The organism is Streptomyces sp. NPDC050418 (genome assembly GCF_044458745.1).
Classification (GTDB): domain Bacteria; phylum Actinomycetota; class Actinomycetes; order Streptomycetales; family Streptomycetaceae; genus Streptomyces.
Genome location: NZ_JBITIG010000007.1, coordinates 388,844 through 410,794, shown reverse-complemented (window position 1 = coordinate 410,794; position 21,951 = coordinate 388,844). Strand labels below are relative to the sequence as shown.

The window sequence follows — 21,951 nt, the reverse complement described above, 5'->3', positions numbered from 1 at the left end:
CCGCTGGCAGCCCCCCCGCACGGTGATCCCAAGATCCTGACCACCGAAGGGAACGCTGTGCCTGTCCTGCCCAAGGGCCGTCTCGTCACCACCGCGGCCGTATGTACCGCCCTGCTGATCGGGGCCTCCGCTCCGGTCGTAGCGGCTTCCATCGACTCCACCCCGACTCATCGCAGCGCGGCCAAGGCCGCTCCTGCCGATCAACTTCTCCAGCAGGCAAAGGCACTGCAGGACACGGCCGGTGTGCTCGCCCCGGTCACCGCGCTCGTCCAGGACGCCCTTGCGGCCGAGGACGGCAAGCTTCCGGCCGCCGAGGTCGAGGCGAAGGTCGCGGAGATCAAGAAGGCCATCGAGGCCGCGACGGCCCAGGTGCCCGGTCCGGTGACCAGTGCGGTTCCGGATCCGGTGACCAGTGCGGTTCCTGACCCCGTGACAAGTGCCGTGCCCGAACCGGTCGAGTCGGTCATCGCGAGCACCGTGCCGGAGGTGCCGGACACGGCGGTGCCCGCCCCCGGTGCGAAGGGGAAGGCGAAGGCGAAGGCCGCGGATCTGAAGGCGGACGCGCTCGCCGCGCTCCAGTCCTCCGTGGACGCGCTGGCGAAGGCGGCGGTCGCCGGGGACGTGACCGGCGTGACGGCCGCTGCGACCACCGTGGTCACCAACCTGGTGAACGTCCTCGCGGCCACGATCCTGGGCGGTGCCCTTCCGGCGCCGAACCTTCCGGGCCTGCCGGCGCTCCCCACCCTCCCCGGCGTCCCGACGCCGCCGGTCGCGGTGCCGGACCCGAGCACCCTGCCGCAACTGCCCACCCCGCCCGGCGTGGTGCCGCCCGTCGGCACCCTTCCGGACACCTCCGCCCTGCCGAGTACGCCGCTCACCCCGTGACGGGACGTACGCGCTGAACACAGCGGACCGAACAGCAGCGCGCCTCCTGCCCCGAGTCAGTCCTCGGAGCAGGAGGCGCGTTGCGTGGCGCGGCAGTTGCGGGCAACGGCTCCGCTGCCCCACTGGCTCACCCCGGGTGTGAGGCGTGGCCGGTGCACTTATCTTTCGCGTATGGGACATCTCACTCATTGCGCCCCGCGCGCGACGGCGCACTGAGCCGCCATGGGCGTCATCAAGGACCATCCGGAATTCGCGCTCTTCATCTCGCTCGCCCTCGGCTACCTCGTGGGCAAGGTGCGGGTCGGCCCCATCGTCCTCGGCGGGATCTGCGGCACGCTCATCGTGTCGCTGCTGCTGGGCGCGTGGACCAAGGCGACGGTGTCGGACGACGTGAAGACGGTGTTCTTCGCGCTGTTCATCTTCGCGCTCGGGTACATGGCGGGGCCGCAGTTCTTCGCGAACCTCAACCGCAAGAGCCTGCGCTACTTCGCGCTGTGCGCCATCGAGGTCGTCTGCGTCCTCGGTATCGCGATCGCCCTGGCCAAGGCCTTCGACCTGGACGTGGGCACGGCCTCCGGCATCCTCGCCGGTGCCGCCACCGAGTCCGCGGTCGTCGGTACGGCGACCGAGGCGATCGGCAAGCTCGAAGGGCTCACGCCCGACCAGATCACCCAGTACCAGGGGCACGTGGCCACCGCGTACACCGTCTGCTATCTCTTCGGCCTGGTCACGATCGTCCTCTACACCAGCCAGATCATGCCGCGGCTGCTCCGCACCGACCTGCGGGAGGCCTCGCGGGAGCTGTGGGAGAAGATGCGCGGCGCGTCGGGCGCGCTGGAGCACGACGAGCGGCCCGCGCTGCCGGGGCTCGTAGGCCGGACGTATCTGGTGACCACGGCGGACGGGCGTTCCGTCGGGGAGCTCGAGCGGGCCATGGACGGGCGGATCACCGTCGAGCAGATCAAGCGCGGCAGCAAGGTGCTCACGCCGGCGCCCGGTCTCGTGCTGACCCTGTCCGACCTGGTGCTCATCGTGGGGCGGCGGGCCAACGTCATCGAGGCCGGGCGCGAGGTCGGCGTCGAGACGCCGGGTGTGCCCGGGCTCGACTCGCCGCTCGCCACCACCCAGGTCGCGGTCACGGACAAGGCGACCGAGGGCAAGACCCTGGACCAGATGCTCATCGCGAACCCCGAGTTCATCAAGGACGGGGTGTACGTCACCGAAGTGGTGCGCGGCGACCAGCTGATGCCCGCGAACGGCGACACCGTGGTGCACCGCGGCGACGTCCTCACCCTGACCGGTGCGCGGTCGGGGCTCGGCAAGCTCACCGCCAAGATCGGCGCCGTCGTCAAGAACGACGCGACCGACTTCATCTACCTCGGTCTCGGCATCGCGGCCGGTTCGCTGCTCGGGCAGCTCGTCGTGCGTTTCGGCGATGTGCCGATGTCGCTCGGGACCGGTGGCGGCTGTCTGATCTCGGGGCTGCTCTTCGGCTGGTTCCGCTCGCGCAAGCAGACCTTCGGCGCGTTCCCGCCGCAGGCCGCGACCACGCTGAAGGACATGGGGCTCGCGGTGTTCATCGCGTGCACCGGTCTCGTCTCGGGGCCGCAGGCCTGGCCGCTGCTCAAGGAGTACGGGGCGCTGCTGCCGTTCGCCGGGATCGCGATGGTGCTGGTCCCCGCCACGATCTCGCTGATCGTCGGACGCAAGCTCCTGAGGATCGAGACGCCGCTGCTCATCGGCGCCATCGCGGGCCAGCAGTGCTCCACACCCGCGATCACTTCGGTCACGCAGACGGCACAGAGTTCCGTACCGATGCTCGGCTACACGATCACGTACGCCCTCTCGAACTTCCTGCTGCCCCTGACCGGTCCGATCCTCGTCGGGATCCTCGGTGCCTAAGGGCGCCCTGGCGGGGAGGCGCGCGTGATCGATTTTCTGAACCGGAACATCTTCCAGCCGCACCCCGAGCTGCTCGTCTTCCTCACCGTGGCCATCGGTTTCCTCTTCGGGAAGCTGCGCTACAAGGCGATCGCGCTCGGCGCCGTCACCGGGTGTCTGGTGGCCGGGCTGCTGCTCGGGGCGCAGCTGAAGGTGACCATCGACGGGACCGTGAAGAACCTGTTCTTCACGATGTTCCTGTTCGCGCTCGGCTACCGGGTCGGGCCGCAGTTCTTCCAAGGGCTCAAGAAGGACGGCGTTCCGCAGGTCATCAACGCGGTCGTGGTGTGTGTGACCGGTCTGCTGGTGTCCTGGGGTTTCGTCGCGATGCTCGGATACGGTCCCGGGCTGAGCGCCGGGTTCCTCGGCGGGGCGCTGACCCAGTCCGCCGTGATCGGCGTCGCGCAGGACGCGATCAGCAATCTGCCCGGTCTGTCCGCGGACCAGATCAAGGACGAGCAGAACCTCGTCGCCGTCGGCTACGCCGTCTGCTACCCGCTCGGCACCATCCTGTGCGCGATCCTGCTCGCCAACATCCTGCCGCGGCTCTACCGCAAGGACCTGGCGGCCGAATCGGCGCAGCTGGCCGCCGAGTTGGACGTACCGGCCGAGAACCCCGACCTCGGCGAGGGCTACTACGAGGTCGTGCTGCGGGCGTACACCGTCCAGCGGCCCGATGTGGTGGGCCGTACCGTGCAGGACTTCGAGAACCAGCAGAAGGCGCTGGGGCGGCGGATCTACGTCACCAATGTGCGGCGCGACGGCAAGGTGCTCGCACACGACCAGCAACGCGTGCTGCTCGAAGGGGACATCGTCGCCGTCAGCGCGTTGCGCGGTGATCTCGTCTCGTACGACGCCCGGACGCACATCGGGGCCGAGACGGACGATGCGGAGCTGCTCGGCTACCAGACCGAGACGCTGCACGTCATCGCCTCGGAGAAGGCGCAACTGGGGCGGACGGTCGCGGAGTTGCGGACCGAGCCGTTCATGGTCGGCGTCTACCTCGACAAGCTGTACCGCTCCGGTTCCGAGTATCCGTATCTGCTCTCCACCAAGATCGAACGCGGTGACACGCTGGTCCTGACCGGCCCCAAGCGGCTCGTGGATCCCGCGGGTGAGGCGCTCGGCAAGCCGGTGCCGACCTCGTTCGCCACGGACATGATCTGGGTCGGGCTCGGGATCTTCCTCGGCGGCTGCATCGGGATTCCCGCGCTGACGGCCGGCGGCGTGCCGATCTCGCTCTCCACGTCCGGTGGCGCGCTGATCATGGGGCTTGTCTTCGGGTGGATCCGCGGCAAGTACCCCACCTTCGGCAATGTGCCGCCGGGCGCGCAGTGGTTCATGGACACGCTGGGGCTCTGTCTGTTCGTCGCCGTCGTCGGTCTGAACGCCGGGCCGAGCTTCACCTCGGGGCTGTCGTCCGCGGGCTGGGGACTGCTCGTGTGGGGTGCGGTGGCGACGGTGATCCCGCTGCTCGTCGGCTTCGTCGTCGGGCACTACATCCAGAAGATCCGCTTCCCGATCCTGATGGGCGTCCTGGCCGGCGGCCAGACCACCACGGCCGCGATCGGGGCCATCAACGAACAGTCCAGATCCCAGGTGCCGACGCTCGGCTACACCGTCCCGTACGCGATCGGCAATGTGCTGCTGACGATCTGGGGCGCCGTCATCGTCCTCCTCAACCACTGAGCACCGTAAGGAAGCCCTGTCATGCCGAAGACGCCCCTCTCCCGTGAACAGATCCAGCAGTACGCCCAGTTGTCGCCGTTCGAGCTGAAGAACATCTTCATCGACCTCGCCAAGGAGGCACAGGCCGACAAACCCGGGCAGAAGGGCACGTCGAGCGTCCAGATGCTCAACGCGGGCCGCGGCAACCCGAACTGGGTGGCCACCGGGCCACGCGAGGCCTTCTATGCGCTCGGCTACTTCGCGCTGTCCGAGTCGCGGCGGGTGTGGACGGCGGACGACCTCGGCGGGATGCCCGAACTGGCGGGCTCGTACGAACGGTTCGACACCTTCGTACGGCGCCACCCCGACCTGCCCGGCATCGAACTCCTCGCGCAGTGCGTGCAGCTGGGGATCCAGCGGTTCGGGTTCGACAAGGACGCGTTCGTGCACGAGCTGACCGACAGCTCGGTGGGCGACAACTACCCCGTGCCGGACCGGATCCTGGAGCATGTGCAGGAGATCGTGCGCGGCTACATCGCGGACGAGATGTTCGGCAAGAAGCCGCCGGCCGGGCAGATCTCGTACTTCGCGACCGAGGGCGGCACGGCCGCCATGTGCTACATCTTCGACTCGCTCATGAAGAACGGGCTCCTGAAGAAGGGCGACAAGATCGCCCTCATGGTGCCGGTCTTCACGCCGTACATCGAGATCCCCGAACTCGACACCTACGAATTCGACGTGACGTACGTCGAGGCGAGCATGTTCGCGGAGACAGGTGTGCGCGAGTGGCGCTATCCGGCCGAGGAGGTCGCCAAGCTGGAGGACCCGGAGATCAAGCTTGTCTGCCTGGTCAATCCCTCCAACCCGCCTTCCCTTGCGCTGAGTCAGCGTGTCGCGGACCAGATCAAGGACATCGTCGCGACGAAGAACCCGAACCTGCTGATCGTCACGGACGACGTGTACGGGACGTTCGTGGAGGGCTTCCGCTCCATCGCCGCCGATCTGCCGCGCAACACGCTCCTCGTCTACTCGTACTCGAAGCACTACGGCTGCACGGGCTGGCGGCTCGGTGTCATCGGGCTGCACGACGACAACGTGATCGACGAGATGATCGCGGGGCTGCCGGCGGAGGCCAAGGAGCGCCTGTCCAAGAGGTACGGGTCCTTGACCCTGGAACCCGAGAAGATCCGTTTCATCGACCGGCTCGTCGCGGACTCGCGGCAGGTGGCGCTCAACCACACGGCGGGACTCTCACTGCCGCAGCAGGTCATGCTCGCGCTGTTCTCGCTCTTCGACCTCCTGGAGGAGGGCCAGACGTACAAGGAGCGGATCCGCGCCATCGTGCGGCAGCGGCTCGAACTCCTCCTGGAGGGCTCGCGGATGAAGATCGCCGACGACCCCAAGCGCGCCGGGTACTACATCGAACTCGATCTGCTCGCGCAGGCGCAGCTGGAGCACGGGCAGGAGTTCGCGGCGTATCTGGAGAAGAGCTACGAGCCGATCGACCCGCTGTTCCGTCTCGCGCAACAGACGGGTGTGGTGCTCCTGAACGGCGGCGGGTTCGAGGGTCCCGAGTGGTCGGTGCGGGTCTCGCTGGCGAACCTCGACGACCTCGACTACCTGAAGATCGGGCACCATCTGCGGGCGATCTTCGACGACTACGCGGAGGAATGGCGGGCTTCGCAGGGGTGACCCGGCGGTTCGGCGGGTGCGTCGGAGCCTGTGGACGAGGGGTGGCGGCGAAGTTGTCCACAGGCTCTGACGATCTTGGTCGTTCGGGCGTACGGTCTGGGGCAGTCGATGTCCGCGCCCGGCGGACCTGCGAGAACGGGGAGGCGGTCCTTCGTGGCCGAGACCAAGGCGAGCGTGCGGCGGCGCAAGGCGCGGATTCCGGCACAGGATGGTGGCGTGGACCAGCGGATACCGAAGGTGCCGGGCTTCGCGCAGTGGGGGACCGAGGAGTCGCCCAAGCGCCGCGGCAAGGCGCTGCGCGAGCAGACGCCGCGGTCCGCGCACGCCGAGTTCGCCGCCGACGCCCGCCGTCCGGACGCGGTCCAGGCCGTCGAGGAGTCGAGCGCGGGGCGGATCGCCGACCTCACACCGCTGCGCGTGGGGCGGATGTCCGCCAACCCGTTCGCGTTCCTGCGCGGTTCGGCCGGCCTGATGGCGTACGACCTGGCGCGCACCCCGGTGACGGGTATCGGCACCCAGATCTGCGGCGACGCGCACGCGGGCAACTTCGGGCTGTACGGGGATGCGCGCGGCCGCCTCGTCATCGACCTCAATGACTTCGACGAGACGGTCGTGGGTCCCTGGGAGTGGGATCTGAAGCGGCTCGTCACCTCGCTCGTGGTGGCCGGGCGCGTGGCCGGCGCGAGCGAGTCCACCTGCCGCGAGGCGGCGCACGATGCGGCGGGGGCGTACCGGCGCACGATGCGGCTGATGGCGCGGCTGCCCGCTCTGGAGGCGTGGCACGCGATAGCCGACGAGGAGCTGGTCTCGCACAGCGACGCCCATGATCTGCTCGGCACCCTGGAGCGGGTCGGCGAGAAGGCGCGGCGCAACACAAGCGGGCGCTTCGCGGCGAAGTCCACCGAGACGCTGGAGGACGGCAGCCTGCGCTTCGTGGACGCGCTGCCGGTGCTGCGCCGGGTGCCCGACGCGGAGGCCGCGGCGGTGGCGTCCTCCCTGGAGGAGTACCTGGGCACGCTGGGCGAGGACCGGCTGCCGCTGCTCGCACGGCATGCGATCCAGGATGTGGCCTTCCGTGTGGTCGGCACCGGGTCGGTCGGCACGCGGTCCTATGTGGTGCTGCTGCAGGACCACCGGGGCGAGCCGTTCGTGCTGCAGGTGAAGGAGGCACGGGCCTCGGCGCTCGCCCCGCATCTGCCGGTGGCCGGCTTCAAGGCGCCCGAGGTGGAGCACGAGGGCCGCCGGGTGGTGCTCGGGCAGAAGCGGATGCAGGTGATCAGCGACATCCTGCTCGGCTGGACCTCGGTCGAGGGGCGGCCGTTCCAGGTACGGCAGTTCAGGAACCGCAAGGGCAGCGTCGACCCGGCGGAGCTCGCCCACGACCAGCTGGACGACTACGGCCGGATGACCGCGGCCCTGCTGGCCCGCGCCCATGCGCACGGCGCGGACCCGCGGCTGATCTCGGGTTACTGCGGCAAGACCGACGAGCTGGACGAGGCCCTGGCCGCCTTCGCCGTGGCCTACGCGGACCGCACGGAGGCGGACCACGCGGAGCTGGAGGCGGCGGTGCGGGAGGGCCGGATTGCGGCGGAGGTGGGGGTCTGAGGCGGGACTGAGGTGGAGGTCTGAGGCGGGACTGAGGCTGGGGTGTGTGGCCGTGGCCTAGGCTGGGCGGGTGACGAACGCGGACGCTGCTGAGCCCACTGGACAGGCCGGGCCCGAGGCCGGAGCCACGGCCGAGACCGAGGCCGAGCGGCCCGAGGCGCGGCTGGAGCGGGCCGTGCGGGCGGCCGAGCAGGCGTTGATCGAGTACGAGATCGCCGTCGAGACCTTCCGGGTCGAGGTGGAGAACTTCGCACGGCTCCATCACCAGAAGCTCGGCCCCATGTACGCGCGTCTGGAGGAGCTCGACGCCCAGATCGCGGAGGCCAAGGCCGCGGTCACCGGCGACCCGGAGGATGTGCGCGTGGCGCACGAGCTGCGGGCCCGCGTCATGCCGATGCCCGACGTGTCCGAGCTGTTCAACGACTGGATCGACTCCGACGGCCTCTCGCCCGAGGCGGCCGCGATGCTCAACGACCAGCCGGTGCGGGCGCCCCAGCGGGTGCGGCCCGGCGACGAGGCCCGCAAGCTCTACCGCGATCTCGTACGGCAGGCGCACCCCGACCTCGCCCAGGACGACAAGGAGCGGGAGCGCCGCGAGGAGTTCATGGTGCGGGTCAACGGCGCCTACGCCCGCGGCGACGAGGCCCTGCTGCGGGAGCTCGCCGAGGAGTGGGCCGCCGGTCCCGTACCGCCGGAGCAGCAGCCGAGCGAGAGTGAGGAGCTCTATGCGCGGCTGGAGTGGCTCGCGCGGCGCAAGGAGCTGCTCAGTGTGATCGCGAAGGATCTGGAGGAGGGCCCGATCGGGTCCATGCTGCGGATGGCGCCCGACGATCCGGACCGCCTCCTGGAGCAGATCGCCGAGCAGCTGCTCGCGCAGGTCGGCGAGCGCGAGGCGGAGCTGGCCTCGTTCCTTCAGGGACCGGAGGCCTGAGGGACTGAGCGCTTGCGGTGCCGAGCCGGAGGGCTGGGGCGGCGCGAGCGCCGGGGTCGGGTAGCGTCGGGGTATGGCTTTTGGTTCTGGTGTGCCCACGGTCGGTGTCGACGCGCTCTCCGACAGCGACTTCCTGGTGGATGTCCGTGAGGACGACGAGTGGCAGGCGGGGCACGCGGCTCACGCGATGCACATCCCCATCAGCGAATTCGTCGCCCGTTACGGCGAGTTGACCGAGGCGGCGCCGCAGGACGGCCGGGTGAACGTCATCTGCCGCTCCGGCGGACGCTCCGCACAGGTCACGATGTACCTCGTCCAGCAGGGCATCGACGCGGTGAACGTGGACGGCGGCATGGAGGCCTGGCACGCGGCCGGCCGCCCCGTCGTCGATACGAAGGGGCAGCCGGGCTTCGTCGTCTGAGCCTGCTTCTGCGGTCCGCTCAGGCCAGCGTGTGCGTGGCGAGCAGTTCGCCGAGGGTCTCCTCGTGGGCCGCTGCCGGGCCGAGCGCGAGTTCCAGCTGCTTGGCCCACGCGTGGTAGCGGTGCAGCGGGTAGTCCGTGTCCGCGCCGAAGCCTCCGTGCAGGTGCTGGGCGGTCTGCACCACCCGGCGTACCCCTTCCGAGGCCCAGATCTTCGCCACGGCGATGTCCCCTGCGGCCGGGAGCGCCCCGCCCGCGCCGGTGGAGGTGCGCCAGGCGGCCTGCCAGAGCGTGACCTCCATCGCGCGCAGATCGATGTACCGGTCCGCGGCCTGCACGGCGACGGCCTGGAACGTGGCCACCGGGAAGCCGAACTGCTCGCGCTTGCTGGTGTATTCGCCGGTCATCCGGAGCACCCCCTCGCCGAGCCCGAGCGCGAGCGCGCATGTGCCGGTGGCGAGCAGCTGGTGCAGTGACTCCCAGGCGCCGTCCGCGTCGATGAGGTCGGTGGCGGGGATGCGTACGGACTCCAGACGGAGCTCGGCGTAGCGCTCGCCCGAGGTGGAGAACTGGTCGGCGTAGGTCAGCCCGTCCCGCACGCGCGGCACGAGGGCCAGGACGGAGCGGCCGTCGGCGGTGTGCGCGGGGACGACCGTGTAATCCGCGGTCTGGGCCCAGGGCACGGCGGTCTGGACGCCGTCGAGCACCCAGTCGCCGCCGTCGGGGCGGGCGGAGACCGCGAGTTCGGCCCCGTCGTGGCCCGTGCGGCCGTTGCTGGCGACGGTCAGGACCGTGGTGCCGCGCGCGGCACCCGGCAGGATCCGCGCCTTGGCCTCGGAACTCCCGTACGTCTGCAGGGTCCTGGCGGCCGCGCTCGACTCCAGGAGCGGCACACGGGCCAGCACCTTCGCGGACTCGCGCAGCACGAGGCAGAGCGCGATGGGGTCGAGGCCCGCGCCGTCGTACTCCTCCGAGAGCAGCAGGCTCAGCAGATCCGAGTCCGCCAGCTTGGCCCACAGGGCGCGGTCGAAGTCATCGGCGACGGCCTGCGGGCTGAGGGCCGGGCTCGGCACCGCGTCCAGGTCCACCCCGGCGAAGACTGCCTTGGCTGCCTCGACGGCTGCCTGCTGTTCTTCGGTGAAGTCGAAGTCCACGGTCTGTCCTTTCGGCGCGCGTCGGCTGACGGAGCGTCAAGATAGAACAGGTTCTAGGGGAATGGAATGGGGTTGCGGCCTCGGGCCCCGTGCATCCGAACTTCGTTCGGATCTCCTCAAACGCCGGAGGGGCTGAGAGGTAAGCGCCGAGGGGCTGGAATGGGCTGGGGTGTCAGCGGTCGAAGTCCAGTTCCACCTTCTCCGTGGCCGGATGGGACTGGCAGGCCAGGACGTATCCCGCCTCCGTCTCCTCCGGCTCCAGCGCGAAGTTGCGGTCCATGCGGACCTCGCCCTGGACCAGGAACGCACGGCACGTGCCGCAGACTCCGCCCTTGCAGGCATACGGGGCGTCGGGGCGGTTGCGCAGCACGGTCTCCAGGAGCGACTCGCCGTCCTGCACGGGCCAGCTTCCGGAGCGGCCGTCCAGCTGGGCCGTCACGGTGCTGTGCGCGACGGCCGGGACGGAGGGTGCCGGGGCCGCGTCCACATGGAAGATCTCCTCGTGGATCCGGGCCCGCCGCACCCCGAGCCCGCGCAGCGCACGCTCGGCTCCCTGCACCAGGCCCAGCGGCCCGCACAGGAACCAGCCGTCGATCCCGTCGACCGGGAGCAACGCCGGAAGCAGCCCGGTCAGCCGCTCCTCGTCGAGCCGCCCGGACGGCAGACCCGCCTGCTGCTCCTCCCGCGACAACACGGTGACCAGCTGAAACCGCTCGGGATAGCGGTCCTTGAGGTCGGCGACTTCCTCCAGGAACATCGTCGACGCGGCGCTGCGGTCGCTCCGGATGAGACAGAAACGGGCCTCGGGCTCGCGAGCGAGCAGGGTCGAGGCGATCGAGAGCACCGGGGTGATCCCGCTGCCGCCGACGATCGCCGCGAAGTGCCCGGGACGCGGCTCCAGCGTGAACCGGCCCGCGGGCGTCATCACATCGAGCTCGTCGCCTACGGCGATCTCCTTGTGCGCGTACGTCGAGAACGCGCCGCCCTCGACCAGGCGCACCCCGACCCGTACCTCGGCGGGACCGTCCGCCCCGAGCGCGGGCGAGCACACCGAGTACGTACGCCGGATTTCACCGGCGGCCTCCTCGAAGCGCCGTATCGCCAGATGCTGGCCCGGCGCATAGCGGTACTCCGCGCGCAGCTCCGGCGGGATGGCGAAGGTCAGCGCGACGGAGTCGTCCGTGAGCCGGTCGACCGCCGACACCCGCAGGGTGTGGAAACGGGACTTGGCCGCGGGCGCCATCACAACTCCTTGAAGTGGTCGAAGGGTTCACGACAGCGCACGCAGCGGCGCAGCGCCTTGCACGCGGTGGAGGAGAAGCGGCTGAGCAGCTCGGTGTCGACGGAGCCGCAGTGCGGGCAGCGCACGGCGAGCGTCAGCGGTATCGGTCCGCCGTCGGCCGGCTGCGGGCGGGGCGGAGCGATGCCGGACTCGGCGAGCTTGCGGCGGCCCTCGGCCGTGATGTCGTCGGTGGACCAGGCCGGGGCGAGCACCGCCGCGACCTTCACCTCCGCGATGCCCTCCGCGTGCAGCGCGCTCTCGATGTCCGAGGACATGGCCTCGACGGCCGGGCAGCCGGTGTACGTGGGAGTGATCTCGACCCGGACCTCGTCGGGGCCGAACATCCGCACATCCCGCAGGATCCCCAGGTCGAGCAGGGTGACCATGGGCAGCTCGGGGTCGGGCACGGCGCCCGCGAGCTCCCAGAGCCGCTGCTCCACCGCGGTCCGCGTGCCGTCCGTGCGCTCCCGCTCGGCGGTCACCACGTCGCCCCCGGGTGGCTGCGGTGCAGGTGCTGCATCTCGGCGAGCATCCGCCCGAACGGCTCGGTGTGCAGACCCTCGCGCCCCGCGCCCGCGGCCCACGCACCGCTCCGCGGGCCTTCGGGGACCGTGAGCGTGGCGCGCTCGATCACCGCGGTGACCGAGGCCAGCCAACGCGCCTCAAGCTCCGGCCCGTCGACATCCAGGCCCTCGACCGGGCGGAACATCTCGCCGGTGAACCGCCACAGGGCGTCGAGCCCGCGCTGCATCCGCGCATGGCTCTCCTGCGTGCCGTCACCGAGGCGCAGCGTCCACTGCTCCGCGTGGTCCTGGTGGTACGCCACCTCCTTGACCGCCTTCACGGCCAGCGGCCCGAGAACGGGATCGCCGGCCAGCGCCTCGTACAGGAAACGCTGGTACGTGGAGAAGAGGAGCTGGCGGGCGATCGTCTGTGCGAAGTCGCCGTTCGGCTGCTCGACCAGCTGGAGGTTGCGGAAGGCGCGCTCCTCGCGGAGATACGCCAGCTCGTCCTCGTCACCCGCCATCGAGAGCAGCACGCGGGCCTGGCCGAGCAGGTCGAGCGCGATGTTGGCGAGCGCGACCTCCTCCTCCAGGACCGGCGCGTGGCCCGCCCACTCGGCGAGGCGGTGCGAGAGCACCAGGGCGTCGTCGCCGAGGGGGAGCGCGGCGCGCGTGTCCACGGTGGCGGTCACAGGTGCTTCACCCCGTCCGGGATCTCGTAGAACGTCGGGTGCCGGTAGGGCTTGTCGGCGGACGGCTCGAAGAACGGGTCCTTCTCGTCCGGCGAGGACGCGGTGATCGAGGTGGAGGGGACCACCCAGATCGAGACGCCCTCGCTGCGCCGCGTGTACAGATCGCGGGCATTGCGCAGGGCCAGCTCCGCATCCGGTGCGTGCAGGCTGCCGGCATGGGTGTGCGAGAGCCCGCGGCGCGAGCGCACGAACACCTCCCACAAAGGCCAGTCCCCGCTCATGCCGTCGCCTCCTGCTCGCTGTGTGCTGCCTTCTTCGCGGCGTGTGCGGCAGCCGCCTCCCGTACCCAGGCGCCCTCGTCGTGGGCCGTGCGGCGCTGGGTGATCCGCTGCTCATTGCACGGACCATTGCCCTTGAGGACGTCCCAGAACTCGGTCCAGTCGATGGCCCCGAAGTCGTGCTGCCCGCGCTCCTCGTTCCACTTCAGGTCCGGGTCGGGCAGGCTCAGGCCGAGCGCCTCCGCCTGCGGGACGCAGATGTCGACGAAGCGCTGTCGGAGTTCGTCGTTGGAGTGGCGCTTGATCTTCCAGGCCATCGACTGCGCCGAGTGCGAGGACTCGTCGTCCGGCGGGCCGAACATCATCAGGGAGGGCCACCACCAGCGGTCCACCGCGTCCTGGGCCATCGCGTGCTGGGCCTCGGTGCCGCGGCTGAGGGTGAGCAGCAGCTCGTACCCCTGGCGCTGGTGGAAGGACTCCTCCTTGCAGATCCGCACCATCGCGCGGGCATACGGCCCGTACGAACAGCGGCACAGCGGGACCTGGTTGGTGATCGCCGCCCCGTCCACGAGCCAGCCGATCGCGCCGACGTCGGCCCAGGTGAGCGTGGGGTAGTTGAAGATCGACGAGTATTTCTGGCGGCCCGCGTGCAGCTTGTCGAGGAGCTCCTCGCGGCTGGTGCCGAGGGTCTCGGCGGCGCTGTAGAGGTAGAGGCCGTGGCCCGCCTCGTCCTGCACCTTCGCCATGAGGATGGCCTTGCGGCGCAGGGAGGGCGCGCGCGTGATCCAGTTCGCCTCGGGCTGCATGCCGATGATCTCGGAGTGCGCGTGCTGCGCGATCTGGCGCACGAGCGTGGCGCGATACGCGTCCGGCATCCAGTCCCGCGGCTCGATGCGCTCGTCGGCGGCCACGGCGGCGTCGAACACCTCCGTACGAGCGGCGTCGACCGCTGTCCGACCTGCCTCTGTCACCGTCGCCATGCCCGGCCCCCTTGCCTCGGCACTCGATCTCGCGGCCGGCCGCGGTGCTGCGGCTGCCTTGATCAATCTACCGACCGATCGTTCGGTTCGCTTGGTTTCCATGGTGGGACCGGCGGCCGTAGGGTGTCAAGCCTGTGGATAACGTCACGACGGGTGTGCGTGGCGACCGCCGCTGAGTACCGTTCCGACCCGTAGTGGCGTGAGCGCGGTGCCGGGCGGATCGGATCGGGGCGGAATGGACGCGTACGAAGAGGGCGGGGGCGCGAGCCCGGATTCCGGGGGTGCGCCTTCGTCGGGCGGCGGTGCGCCGACGGTGGCCGGCCGGGAGGCGGCTTTGCACTCGGGTGAGGCGGTTCCGCACTCGGGAGAGGCCGTTCCGCACTCGGGCGAGGCTGCGTTGTCAGTGGGCGCCGATAGCCTGAAAGGGGCTCGGCCCCCGGGCGGGAGGGGACTGTCCGGCACAGGGGCTGCGCCCGGCGCCGAGACTCCGCCCTCCCCCCTCACCACCCTCACCCTCCCGTATCAAATCGCCGCCGCGCTCGTCCTCGCCGTGGTCGCCGTCGTCGGGGCCGTGCATCTCGGGATGGTGTTCCTGCACGTGGCGCCGTCGAACACCGCGTCCAAGGAGTACGGCGAGGCGGTGGACGGCTGGATCTACCCGGAGTTCGAGCAGAACTGGAAGCTGTTCGCGCCCAACCCGCTGCAGCAGAACGTCGCCGTGCACGCCCGCGCCGAGGTGCGCACCGAGGACGGGCAGCTGCGTGAGACAGGCTGGATCAACCTCTCCGCGCAGGACGGCGCCGCGATCGACAACAACCTGATCCCGAGCCACACGCAGCAGAACGAGCTGCGCCGCGCCTGGGACTTCTACGTCGGCTCGCACAGCAGCGACAACGTCTCCAACGGACTGCGCGGCGACCTCTCCGAGCGCTACCTCCGCCGGATCGCCCTCCTCCGCTTCGACCGCGCGGCCCTCGACGGCACCGTGCAGCGCGTCCAGCTGCGGTCGGTCACCACCAACGTCCAGCCGCCGGAGTGGAGTCAGGAGCGCCTCGACTCGAAGCCGTCCCGGCGCGAGCTGCCCTGGTGGACGGTCACGTCCCGCGACCTTGAGGTGAGCGACCGATGAGCCGCGCCGACGAGACCCGTCCCGCCGACGGGATCCGTCCCGCCGACGGGATCCGTCCCACCGACGGCCCCCGAAGCCCCGCCGCGAAGCCGGCCGCCCGCACCCGCCTCGCCGAGACCGTCGCCCGCGCCGTCCTGCGCGTCACGGGCGCGGCCCTCGGCCCGTACCAGAGCGCGATCATCCGGATCGGCTTCTCGCTGACCTGGCTCCTCTTCCTGCTGCGCGAGTTCCCCCACCGTCATGAGCTCTACGGTCCCGACGGACCGTGGAGCTGGGACATGGCGCAGCAGCTGATCGCGGACAACCGCGCCTTCACCGTCCTGATGTGGGACGACGGGCGCGGCTGGTTCGAGTTCGTCTATCTCGTGGCCGTGCTGTCCAGCGCGCTGCTCCTGCTCGGCTGGCGGACGCGGACGATGTCCGTGCTGTTCATGGTCGGGGTGCTCTCGCTGCAGAACCGCAGCGTCTTCGTGGGCGACGGCGGCGACAACGTCATCCATCTGATGGCGATCTACCTGGTCTTCACCCAGTGCGGCCGCGTCTGGTCCCTCGACGCCCGGCGCGCACTGCGCAAGCCGGACGCCGACGACCGGGTCGGCCCGCTCCTGTGGTGCGGGCTCGGCGGGGTGCTGGTGTTCGCCACGCTCGCGGGCAAGCTCGACTGGGAGCGCGACCTCCCCTGGAATCTGCCGGTCATCTCCACCCTTCTGTGGGCGGTGTGGCTGGGCACGGCTCTGAGCTGGGCCATCCGGCGGTTCGGTGGCGAGCAGCCGCGTGCGCTCGCGGAGGTCACCCGCAATCTGCTGCACAACACCGCGCTCGTCGTGATCATGGCCGAGGCCTGTCTCATCTATGCGACGGCCGGCTGGTACAAGATCCAGGGCAGCCGCTGGCAGGACGGCACCGCGGTGCACTATCCGCTGCACCTCGACTACTTCTCGCCCTGGCCGGCCCTCTCCGAGCTGCTCTCCTCGTACGGTCTGCCGCTGATGCTGATCACGTACGGCACCGTCGCGGTCCAGGTCGCGTTCCCCTTCACGCTGTTCAACCGGCGGGTCAAGAACGTGCTGCTCGTCGCGATGATCACCGAGCACGCGGTGATCGCGGTGATCCTCGGGCTGCCGTTCTTCTCGCTCGCGATGATCGCGGCGGACGCGGTGTTCCTGCCGACGTCGTTCCTGCGCCGCCTCGGCCGGTTCGCCGCCCTCGTACGCGAGGACGTCCTGCCCAAGCGGAAGCCGCGTCTCCCGGAGCAGCGCGCACCGGAGCCCGGTGAGGGCGAGCAGCGGCCGGAGGGTGTGGAGCACGTCCGGGCCTGAGGGCGGTACGGGCCGCACGTAGGCTGCACGCCATGAACGAGTCCGAGGTCGTACGGCAATGGCGTGCCCATGCCGACGACCCTGCCGGCGCCGCTGTCCTGCTCGACGGCTTCCACGCCCTGAAGCACGCACTCCGCTTCGGCGCGGAGATCCCTCTCGTGCTGACGTCGGACCGTCAGGGGGCCCTGGACCTCGCGGCCGACCTCGCCCCCGACGTGGCCGATGAGCTGGCCGCACGGGCCGTCACCATTGCGGATGACGTGCTGCGCACGCTCGTGCCCCGCCTGCACCCGACGCGGATCGCGGCGCTCGCGGTACGCCCCCCTCGTACCGCCGGAAGAGAGGCGCTCACCGCCCGCCGCGCACCCGTCGTGGTGCTCGACGAGCCGCGCAACCTCGGCAACGCGGGCGCGGTGATCCGGCTCGCCGCCGGTTTCGGGGCGGCCGGGGTGGTCACCACGGGCAGCCTCGACCCCTGGCATCCCACGGTCGTACGGGGTGCGGCGGGGCTGCACTTCGCGACCACCGTCGAGCGGCTCACCGTCCCCGAGCTGCCGGACGGCCCGCTCTACGCACTCGATCCCGAGGGCGAGGACATCCGCTCGTACACCCTGCCCGACGACGCACTGCTCGCCTTCGGCTCGGAGCGCAGCGGGATCTCGCGCGAACTGCGTGCCCGCGCCGACCACTTGGTGTCCCTGCCGATGCGGTCCCAGGTCTCCAGCTACAACCTGGCGACCAGCGTCGGCATGGCCCTCTTCCACTGGTCGGCGGGGCACGAGTTCAACTGAGCTCCGTGGGGCACGAGTTCAGCTGAGTACCGTGGGGCTCCCGGGGCTGCTCACGCCTCCCGGCGCACCTCCACCACACGGAAGCGGTTCGAGACGAACGCTCCGTCGCACAGCGCCGCGTTCGCCGCGGGGTTGCCCCCCGAGCCGTGGAAGTCGGAGAAGGCGGCCGTCTGGTTCACGTACACCCCGCCGGTCAGATTCAGCGAGAGCTGGGCGCACTCCTCCAGGCAGGTCTCCGCGATGGCGCGCTCCACCTCCTGCGACGTGGTGTACGCGCCGACCGTCATCGCCCCCTTGTCCCGCACGGTGCGGCGCAGCAGCTCCACCGCGTCCGCCGCGGAGTCGACCGCGACGGCGAAGGAGACCGGCCCGAAGCACTCGCTGAGATACGCGGCCTCGGCGTCGGGCTTCGCCCCGTCGAGCTTGACGATCACCGGGGTGCGGACCACCGCGCCCGGGAACTCCGGGTTCGCCACCTCGCGTGTGGGCAGGGCGACTTCGCCGAGGCCGGGTGCCGCCTCGATCCGGGCCTTCACGTCCGGGTTGACGAGGGCGCCGAGCAGCGCATTGGCCCGCGCGTCGTCCCCGAGCAGGCCGGCGACCGCGCCGGCGAGGTCGGTGACCACCTCGTCGTACGACTTCGGGCCCGCGTCGGTGCTGATGCCGTCCCGCGGGATCAGCAGGTTCTGCGGGGTGGTGCACATCTGGCCGCTGTAGAGCGAGAGCGAGAAGGCCAGGTTGGAGAGCATGCCCTTGTAGTCCCCGGTGGAGTCGATCACCACCGTGTTGACCCCGGCCTTCTCCGTGTAGACCTGCGCCTGGCGGGCGTTGGTCTCCAGCCAGTCGCCGAAGGAGGTCGAGCCGGTGTAGTCGATGATCCGGACCTCGGGCCGTACGGCCAGCGTCTTGGCGATGCCCTCGCCGGGACCCTCGGCCACCAGGCACACGAGGTTGGGGTCGAACCCTGCCTCGGCGAGCACCTCGCGCGCCACCTGCACGGTGAGCGCGAGCGGCAGGACCGCGCGCGGATGCGGCTTGACCACCACGGGGTTGCCGGTGGCGAGGGAGGCGAAGAGGCCCGGATACCCGTTCCACGTGGGGAAGGTGTTGCAGCCGATCATCAGCGCGATGCCGCGCGGCACGGCCGTGAACTGCTTGCTGAGGTGCAGCGGATCGCGCTTGCCCTGCGGCTTGCTCCACTCCGCGGCACCCGGGGTGCGGGTCTGCTCCGCATACGCGTACGCCACCGCCTCCATGCCGCGGTCCTGGGCGTGCGGGCCGCCGGCCTGGAACGCCATCATGAACGCCTGGCCGCTCGTGTGCATGACCGCGTGCGCGAACTCGTGGGTGCGCGCGCTGATCCGCGCCAGGATCTCCAGGCAGACGTGGGCCCGCGCCTCGGGCCCCGCATCGCGCCAGGCCGGGATGGCCGACCGCATCGCGGGCAGCAGCACATCGAGATCGGCATGCGGATACTCGACGCCCAACTCGACGCCGTACGGTGACACTTCACCGCCTTCGGCGGGACTGCCGCCGACCCAGCCGTCGGTCCCCGGCTGGCCCAGGTCGAGCCGGGTGCCGAGCAGTGCGTCGAAGGCGGCCTTGCCCTCGGCGGCGCCCAGGCTGCCTTCGAGGGCGGAGCCCTCTCCGTACGCCTTCGGGTGCTCGGGGTGCGGGGACCAGTACGCGCGCGTGGCGATCGCGTCCAGGGCCTTGAAGAGGGTGGGGCTGTGCTTCTCGGTCAGCTGGTGTGCGGTGAGCTGGGCGGCCATGGAGACCAACTCCTCCTCGTGCCGGTTCGACGCTGAACCGGTGAGCTGGGCAGGGACGGGCGACGAGAGTTAGAGTAACCGAACGATCGGTCGGGACAAGGGGGACGGGGAAACCTGTGGATAACGGACTTCGGGAGCCTGTGGAAAACATGGCAGCGCTCGACCCCGCCACGCCCGTCGCGGTGGTCGGCACCGGCACGATGGGCCAGGGAATCGCCCAGGTCGCGCTGGTCGCCGGGCATCCCGTCCAGCTGTACGACGCGCTGGAGGGCCGGGCCGCCGCGGCCGTGGACGCGATCGTGGGCCGCCTTGACCGGCTGGTCGAGAAGGGCCGGCTGACCGCGGACGCACGCGATGCGGCGCGTTCCCGGCTGACCGCCGCGACCGCGCTCGGTGAGCTTTCGGAGTGCGGGCTCGTCGTCGAGGCGATCGTGGAGCAGCTCGCCGCGAAACAGGCGCTGTTCGGTGATCTGGAGAAGGTCGTCGCCGACGACTGCCTGCTCGCCACCAACACCTCCTCCCTCTCCGTCACGGCCGTCGCGGGCGCCCTGCGCGTGCCGGGCCGTTTCGTCGGACTGCACTTCTTCAACCCCGCGCCGCTGCTCCCGCTCGTCGAGGTCGTCAGCGGCTTCGCGACCGATCGGAGCGCGGCCACGCGGGCGTACGACACGGCCCGCGCGTGGGGCAAGACGCCCGTGCGCTGCGCCGACACCCCGGGCTTCATCGTCAACCGCATCGCGCGCCCCTTCTACGCGGAAGCGTTTCGCCTCTACGAGGAGCAGGCTGCCGATCCCGCCACGATCGACGCGGTCCTGCGCGAGAGCGGCGGCTTCCGCATGGGGCCCTTCGAGCTCACCGACCTGATCGGCCAGGACGTCAACGAGGCGGTGACGCGCTCCGTCTGGGAGTCCTTCTTCCAGGACCCGAAGTTCACGCCCTCGCTCGCCCAGCACCGGCTCGTCCAGTCGGGGCGGCTCGGGCGCAAGACCGGGCAGGGCTGGTTCTCGTACGAGGAAGGGGTCGAGCGCCCCGCACCGCGTACCGCGGACGTCTGCGAGGCGCCCGAGGCGCTGCGGGTCCTCGGGCGCATAGAGGGGCCGATGGCCACGCTCATGGAGCTGTTCGGCCAGGCGGGTGTGGAGTTCCGCAGGACCGCGCAGCCCGGTGACCCCGAGGGCTGCTTCGTGCTGCCCGGCGGCACCTGGCTCAAGGTGACGGACGGCCGGACCGCCACGCGTGCCGACGGGCCCTGCATCCTCGTCGACCTCGCCCTCGACTACCGCACCTGCACTCGGGTCGCCCTGGCGCCCGGCGCCGACGCGGACCCGGCGGATGTCCGCGCCGCGACCGGGCTCTTCCAGGCGCTCGGCAAGAAGGTCAGCCTCATCGAGGACGTGCCCGGCATGATCGTGGCGCGCACCGTGGCGATGCTGGCCGACTTCGCGCTGGACGCGGTGGGCCGCGGCGTCGCGAGCGGCGAGGACATCGACACCGCGATGCGGCTCGGTGTGAACTACCCGCGCGGGCCGCTGGAATGGGGCCGCGAGCTGGGCGCCACCTGGCTGCGGGAGGTCCTTTCCCACATGGACGCGAGCCATCCCGGGCCGCGGTACGCGCCCTCCCGGGCCCTGGACCACCGCAGCGACATCGACCGGAAGCAAGGCGAGGCATGAGCACTCCAGGACGAGCGCGCGGGACAGCGGTGCGGGACGGGGCCGCACGCGGTGCCCGTACGCGCGACACGTACACCCCCGAGACCCTGCTCGCCGTGGCGGTCCAGGTCTTCAACGAGCGCGGGTACGACGGCACGTCGATGGAGCACCTCTCCAAGGCGGCCGGTATCTCCAAGTCGTCGATCTACCACCACGTCTCGGGCAAGGAGGAGTTGCTCCGACGTGCCGTGAGCCGCGCGCTCGACGGGCTCTTCGGGATCCTCGACGAGGAGCGCGCACGCGAGGGGCGGGCCGTGGACCGGCTCGAATACGTGACGCGTCGCATGGTGGGTGTCCTGACGAGTGAACTCCCGTACGTGACGCTGCTGTTGCGGGTCCGCGGGAACACCGAGACCGAGCGGTGGGCCATGGAGAGCCGCCGCGACTTCGACCACAAGGTCGCCGACCTCCTCAAGGCCGCCATCGCCGAGGGCGACCTGCGCGCCGACGTCGAGGCCCGCCTCGCCACCCGCCTCCTCTTCGGCATGATCAACTCCTTGGTGGAGTGGTTCCGCCCGGACACGCGAGGCGCGGACAGCGAGGAGATCGCGGACGCGGTGGTGCAGCTGGCGTTCCGCGGATTGCGTGTGGAGGACTGACTCCGGGCGTCACGCCTCCGGATCCAGATCCGTCTCCTCGAACACCAGCAGCGTGCGGGTGCTCAGGATCTCCGGGATCGACTGGAGGCGGGTCAGGACGAGTTCGCGCAAGGTGCGGTTGTCCGGGGTGTGGACCAGGAGAAGGACGTCGAAGTCGCCGCTGACCAAGGCGATGTGGGCGGCCCCGGGGAGTTCGCGTAGTTGTTCGCGGACCGTGCGCCACGAGTTCTGGACGATCTTCAGGGTGATGTAGGCCGACGCCCCCTGACCCGCGCGTTCGTGGTTGACGCGGGCGCCGAAGCCGCGGATCACCCCGTCCTCGATGAGCCGGTTGATCCGCGCGTACGCGTTGGCCCGCGAGACGTGGACGTGCTCGGCCACGGAGCGTATCGACGCGCGACCGTCCGTCTGCAGCATGCGCAGGATCGAGCGGTCGATCGAGTCGAGCGGCCGCGGCGCCGTGCCCTCCGGGCCGGACGCGGAATCGGCGGACTCGGGGACCCGCTCGGATCCGTCGTCGGCCATTCGTTCAGATGCCATGTCCCCCCGCCTCCCTACCATGGACGTAATGCATCTATCCCAGGCTGTGGAGAACCGT

The 21,951-nt window shown here is 70.6% G+C and carries 20 protein-coding genes; 12 read left to right on the top strand and 8 right to left on the bottom strand.

Annotated features, from left to right (window positions below; all coding sequences use genetic code 11):
* Positions 1-57: 57 nt before the first annotated feature.
* The 7 genes from ACIBI4_RS19615 (at position 58) to ACIBI4_RS19585 (ending at position 9,143) form a co-directional block, all read left to right on the top strand.
* Positions 58-885: a hypothetical protein gene (locus tag ACIBI4_RS19615; RefSeq protein WP_399205175.1), complete on the top strand. Its 828-nt coding sequence runs from the start codon at positions 58-60 to the stop codon at positions 883-885.
* A 222-nt stretch (positions 886-1,107) separates the two neighbouring features.
* A complete protein-coding gene (aspT, locus tag ACIBI4_RS19610; RefSeq protein WP_399205174.1) occupies positions 1,108-2,787 on the top strand; it encodes an aspartate-alanine antiporter in 1,680 nt (559 codons plus the stop codon).
* 24 nt (positions 2,788-2,811) lie between these two features.
* Positions 2,812-4,515 (top strand): aspartate-alanine antiporter, encoded by a 1,704-nt coding sequence (aspT, locus tag ACIBI4_RS19605; RefSeq protein WP_399205173.1) that lies wholly within the window; start codon positions 2,812-2,814, stop codon positions 4,513-4,515.
* A gap of 21 nt (positions 4,516-4,536) precedes the next feature.
* A complete protein-coding gene (locus ACIBI4_RS19600) occupies positions 4,537-6,186 on the top strand; it encodes a bifunctional aspartate transaminase/aspartate 4-decarboxylase (protein ID WP_399205172.1) in 1,650 nt (549 codons plus the stop codon).
* Positions 6,187-6,294: 108 nt separating this feature from the next.
* On the top strand, positions 6,295-7,791 hold the full coding sequence (locus ACIBI4_RS19595; protein WP_399205171.1) for a DUF2252 domain-containing protein: 1,497 nt from the start codon (positions 6,295-6,297) through the stop codon (positions 7,789-7,791).
* 70 nt (positions 7,792-7,861) lie between these two features.
* Entirely contained in the window at positions 7,862-8,722 is an 861-nt protein-coding gene (locus tag ACIBI4_RS19590; RefSeq protein WP_399205170.1) for a hypothetical protein, read from the top strand.
* Positions 8,723-8,813: 91 nt separating this feature from the next.
* A complete protein-coding gene (locus ACIBI4_RS19585; RefSeq protein WP_399205307.1) occupies positions 8,814-9,143 on the top strand; it encodes a rhodanese-like domain-containing protein in 330 nt (109 codons plus the stop codon).
* 19 nt (positions 9,144-9,162) lie between these two features.
* Here ACIBI4_RS19585 and ACIBI4_RS19580 read toward each other — a convergent pair whose 3' ends face one another.
* The 6 genes from ACIBI4_RS19580 to paaA all read right to left on the bottom strand — a co-directional run bounded on the left by ACIBI4_RS19580 (position 9,163) and on the right by paaA (position 14,031).
* Positions 9,163-10,296: an acyl-CoA dehydrogenase family protein gene (locus tag ACIBI4_RS19580; protein WP_399205169.1), complete on the bottom strand. Its 1,134-nt coding sequence runs from the start codon at positions 10,294-10,296 to the stop codon at positions 9,163-9,165.
* A 172-nt stretch (positions 10,297-10,468) separates the two neighbouring features.
* Entirely contained in the window at positions 10,469-11,539 is a 1,071-nt protein-coding gene (locus ACIBI4_RS19575) for a 2Fe-2S iron-sulfur cluster-binding protein (RefSeq protein WP_399205168.1), read from the bottom strand.
* Positions 11,539-12,060 carry a 1,2-phenylacetyl-CoA epoxidase subunit PaaD gene (paaD, locus tag ACIBI4_RS19570; RefSeq protein WP_399205167.1) on the bottom strand — a complete coding sequence of 174 codons (522 nt, stop codon included), beginning with the start codon at positions 12,058-12,060 and terminating at the stop codon, positions 11,539-11,541. The genes ACIBI4_RS19575 and paaD overlap by 1 nt, the downstream gene beginning before the upstream one ends.
* Entirely contained in the window at positions 12,057-12,773 is a 717-nt protein-coding gene (gene paaC / locus ACIBI4_RS19565) for a 1,2-phenylacetyl-CoA epoxidase subunit PaaC (protein WP_399205166.1), read from the bottom strand. Before paaC ends, paaD begins: the two co-directional genes overlap by 4 nt.
* The gene (gene paaB / locus ACIBI4_RS19560; RefSeq protein WP_052581991.1) at positions 12,770-13,054 is read right to left on the bottom strand and encodes a 1,2-phenylacetyl-CoA epoxidase subunit PaaB; all 285 of its coding nucleotides are present in this window, start codon (positions 13,052-13,054) and stop codon (positions 12,770-12,772) included. Before paaB ends, paaC begins: the two co-directional genes overlap by 4 nt.
* Positions 13,051-14,031 carry a 1,2-phenylacetyl-CoA epoxidase subunit PaaA gene (gene paaA, locus ACIBI4_RS19555; protein WP_399205165.1) on the bottom strand — a complete coding sequence of 327 codons (981 nt, stop codon included), beginning with the start codon at positions 14,029-14,031 and terminating at the stop codon, positions 13,051-13,053. The genes paaB and paaA overlap by 4 nt, the downstream gene beginning before the upstream one ends.
* A gap of 550 nt (positions 14,032-14,581) precedes the next feature.
* Here paaA and ACIBI4_RS19550 point away from each other — a divergent pair.
* The 3 genes from ACIBI4_RS19550 to ACIBI4_RS19540 are packed head-to-tail and all read left to right on the top strand — an operon-like array spanning position 14,582 to position 17,270.
* The gene (locus ACIBI4_RS19550; protein ID WP_399205164.1) at positions 14,582-15,160 is read left to right on the top strand and encodes a DUF5819 family protein; all 579 of its coding nucleotides are present in this window, start codon (positions 14,582-14,584) and stop codon (positions 15,158-15,160) included.
* On the top strand, positions 15,157-16,479 hold the full coding sequence (locus tag ACIBI4_RS19545; RefSeq protein ID WP_399205163.1) for an HTTM domain-containing protein: 1,323 nt from the start codon (positions 15,157-15,159) through the stop codon (positions 16,477-16,479). Before ACIBI4_RS19550 ends, ACIBI4_RS19545 begins: the two co-directional genes overlap by 4 nt.
* 32 nt (positions 16,480-16,511) lie before the next feature.
* Entirely contained in the window at positions 16,512-17,270 is a 759-nt protein-coding gene (locus ACIBI4_RS19540; RefSeq protein ID WP_399205162.1) for a TrmH family RNA methyltransferase, read from the top strand.
* Positions 17,271-17,320: 50 nt separating this feature from the next.
* On the opposite strand, the gene paaN is transcribed toward ACIBI4_RS19540, so the two are convergent.
* Positions 17,321-19,042, bottom strand: a complete 1,722-nt coding sequence (gene paaN / locus ACIBI4_RS19535) for a phenylacetic acid degradation protein PaaN (protein WP_399205161.1) — start codon at positions 19,040-19,042, stop codon at positions 17,321-17,323.
* A gap of 149 nt (positions 19,043-19,191) precedes the next feature.
* On the opposite strand from paaN, the gene ACIBI4_RS19530 reads away from it, so the two are divergent.
* Together ACIBI4_RS19530 and ACIBI4_RS19525 are read left to right on the top strand one after the other, a co-directional pair.
* On the top strand, positions 19,192-20,715 hold the full coding sequence (locus ACIBI4_RS19530; protein WP_399205160.1) for a 3-hydroxyacyl-CoA dehydrogenase: 1,524 nt from the start codon (positions 19,192-19,194) through the stop codon (positions 20,713-20,715).
* A complete protein-coding gene (locus tag ACIBI4_RS19525; protein ID WP_399205159.1) occupies positions 20,712-21,353 on the top strand; it encodes a TetR/AcrR family transcriptional regulator in 642 nt (213 codons plus the stop codon). The genes ACIBI4_RS19530 and ACIBI4_RS19525 overlap by 4 nt, the downstream gene beginning before the upstream one ends.
* A gap of 9 nt (positions 21,354-21,362) precedes the next feature.
* Here ACIBI4_RS19525 and ACIBI4_RS19520 read toward each other — a convergent pair whose 3' ends face one another.
* Positions 21,363-21,878, bottom strand: coding sequence for an Lrp/AsnC family transcriptional regulator (locus ACIBI4_RS19520; RefSeq protein ID WP_399205306.1), 516 nt, complete (start codon positions 21,876-21,878; stop codon positions 21,363-21,365).
* Positions 21,879-21,951: the final 73 nt, after the last annotated feature.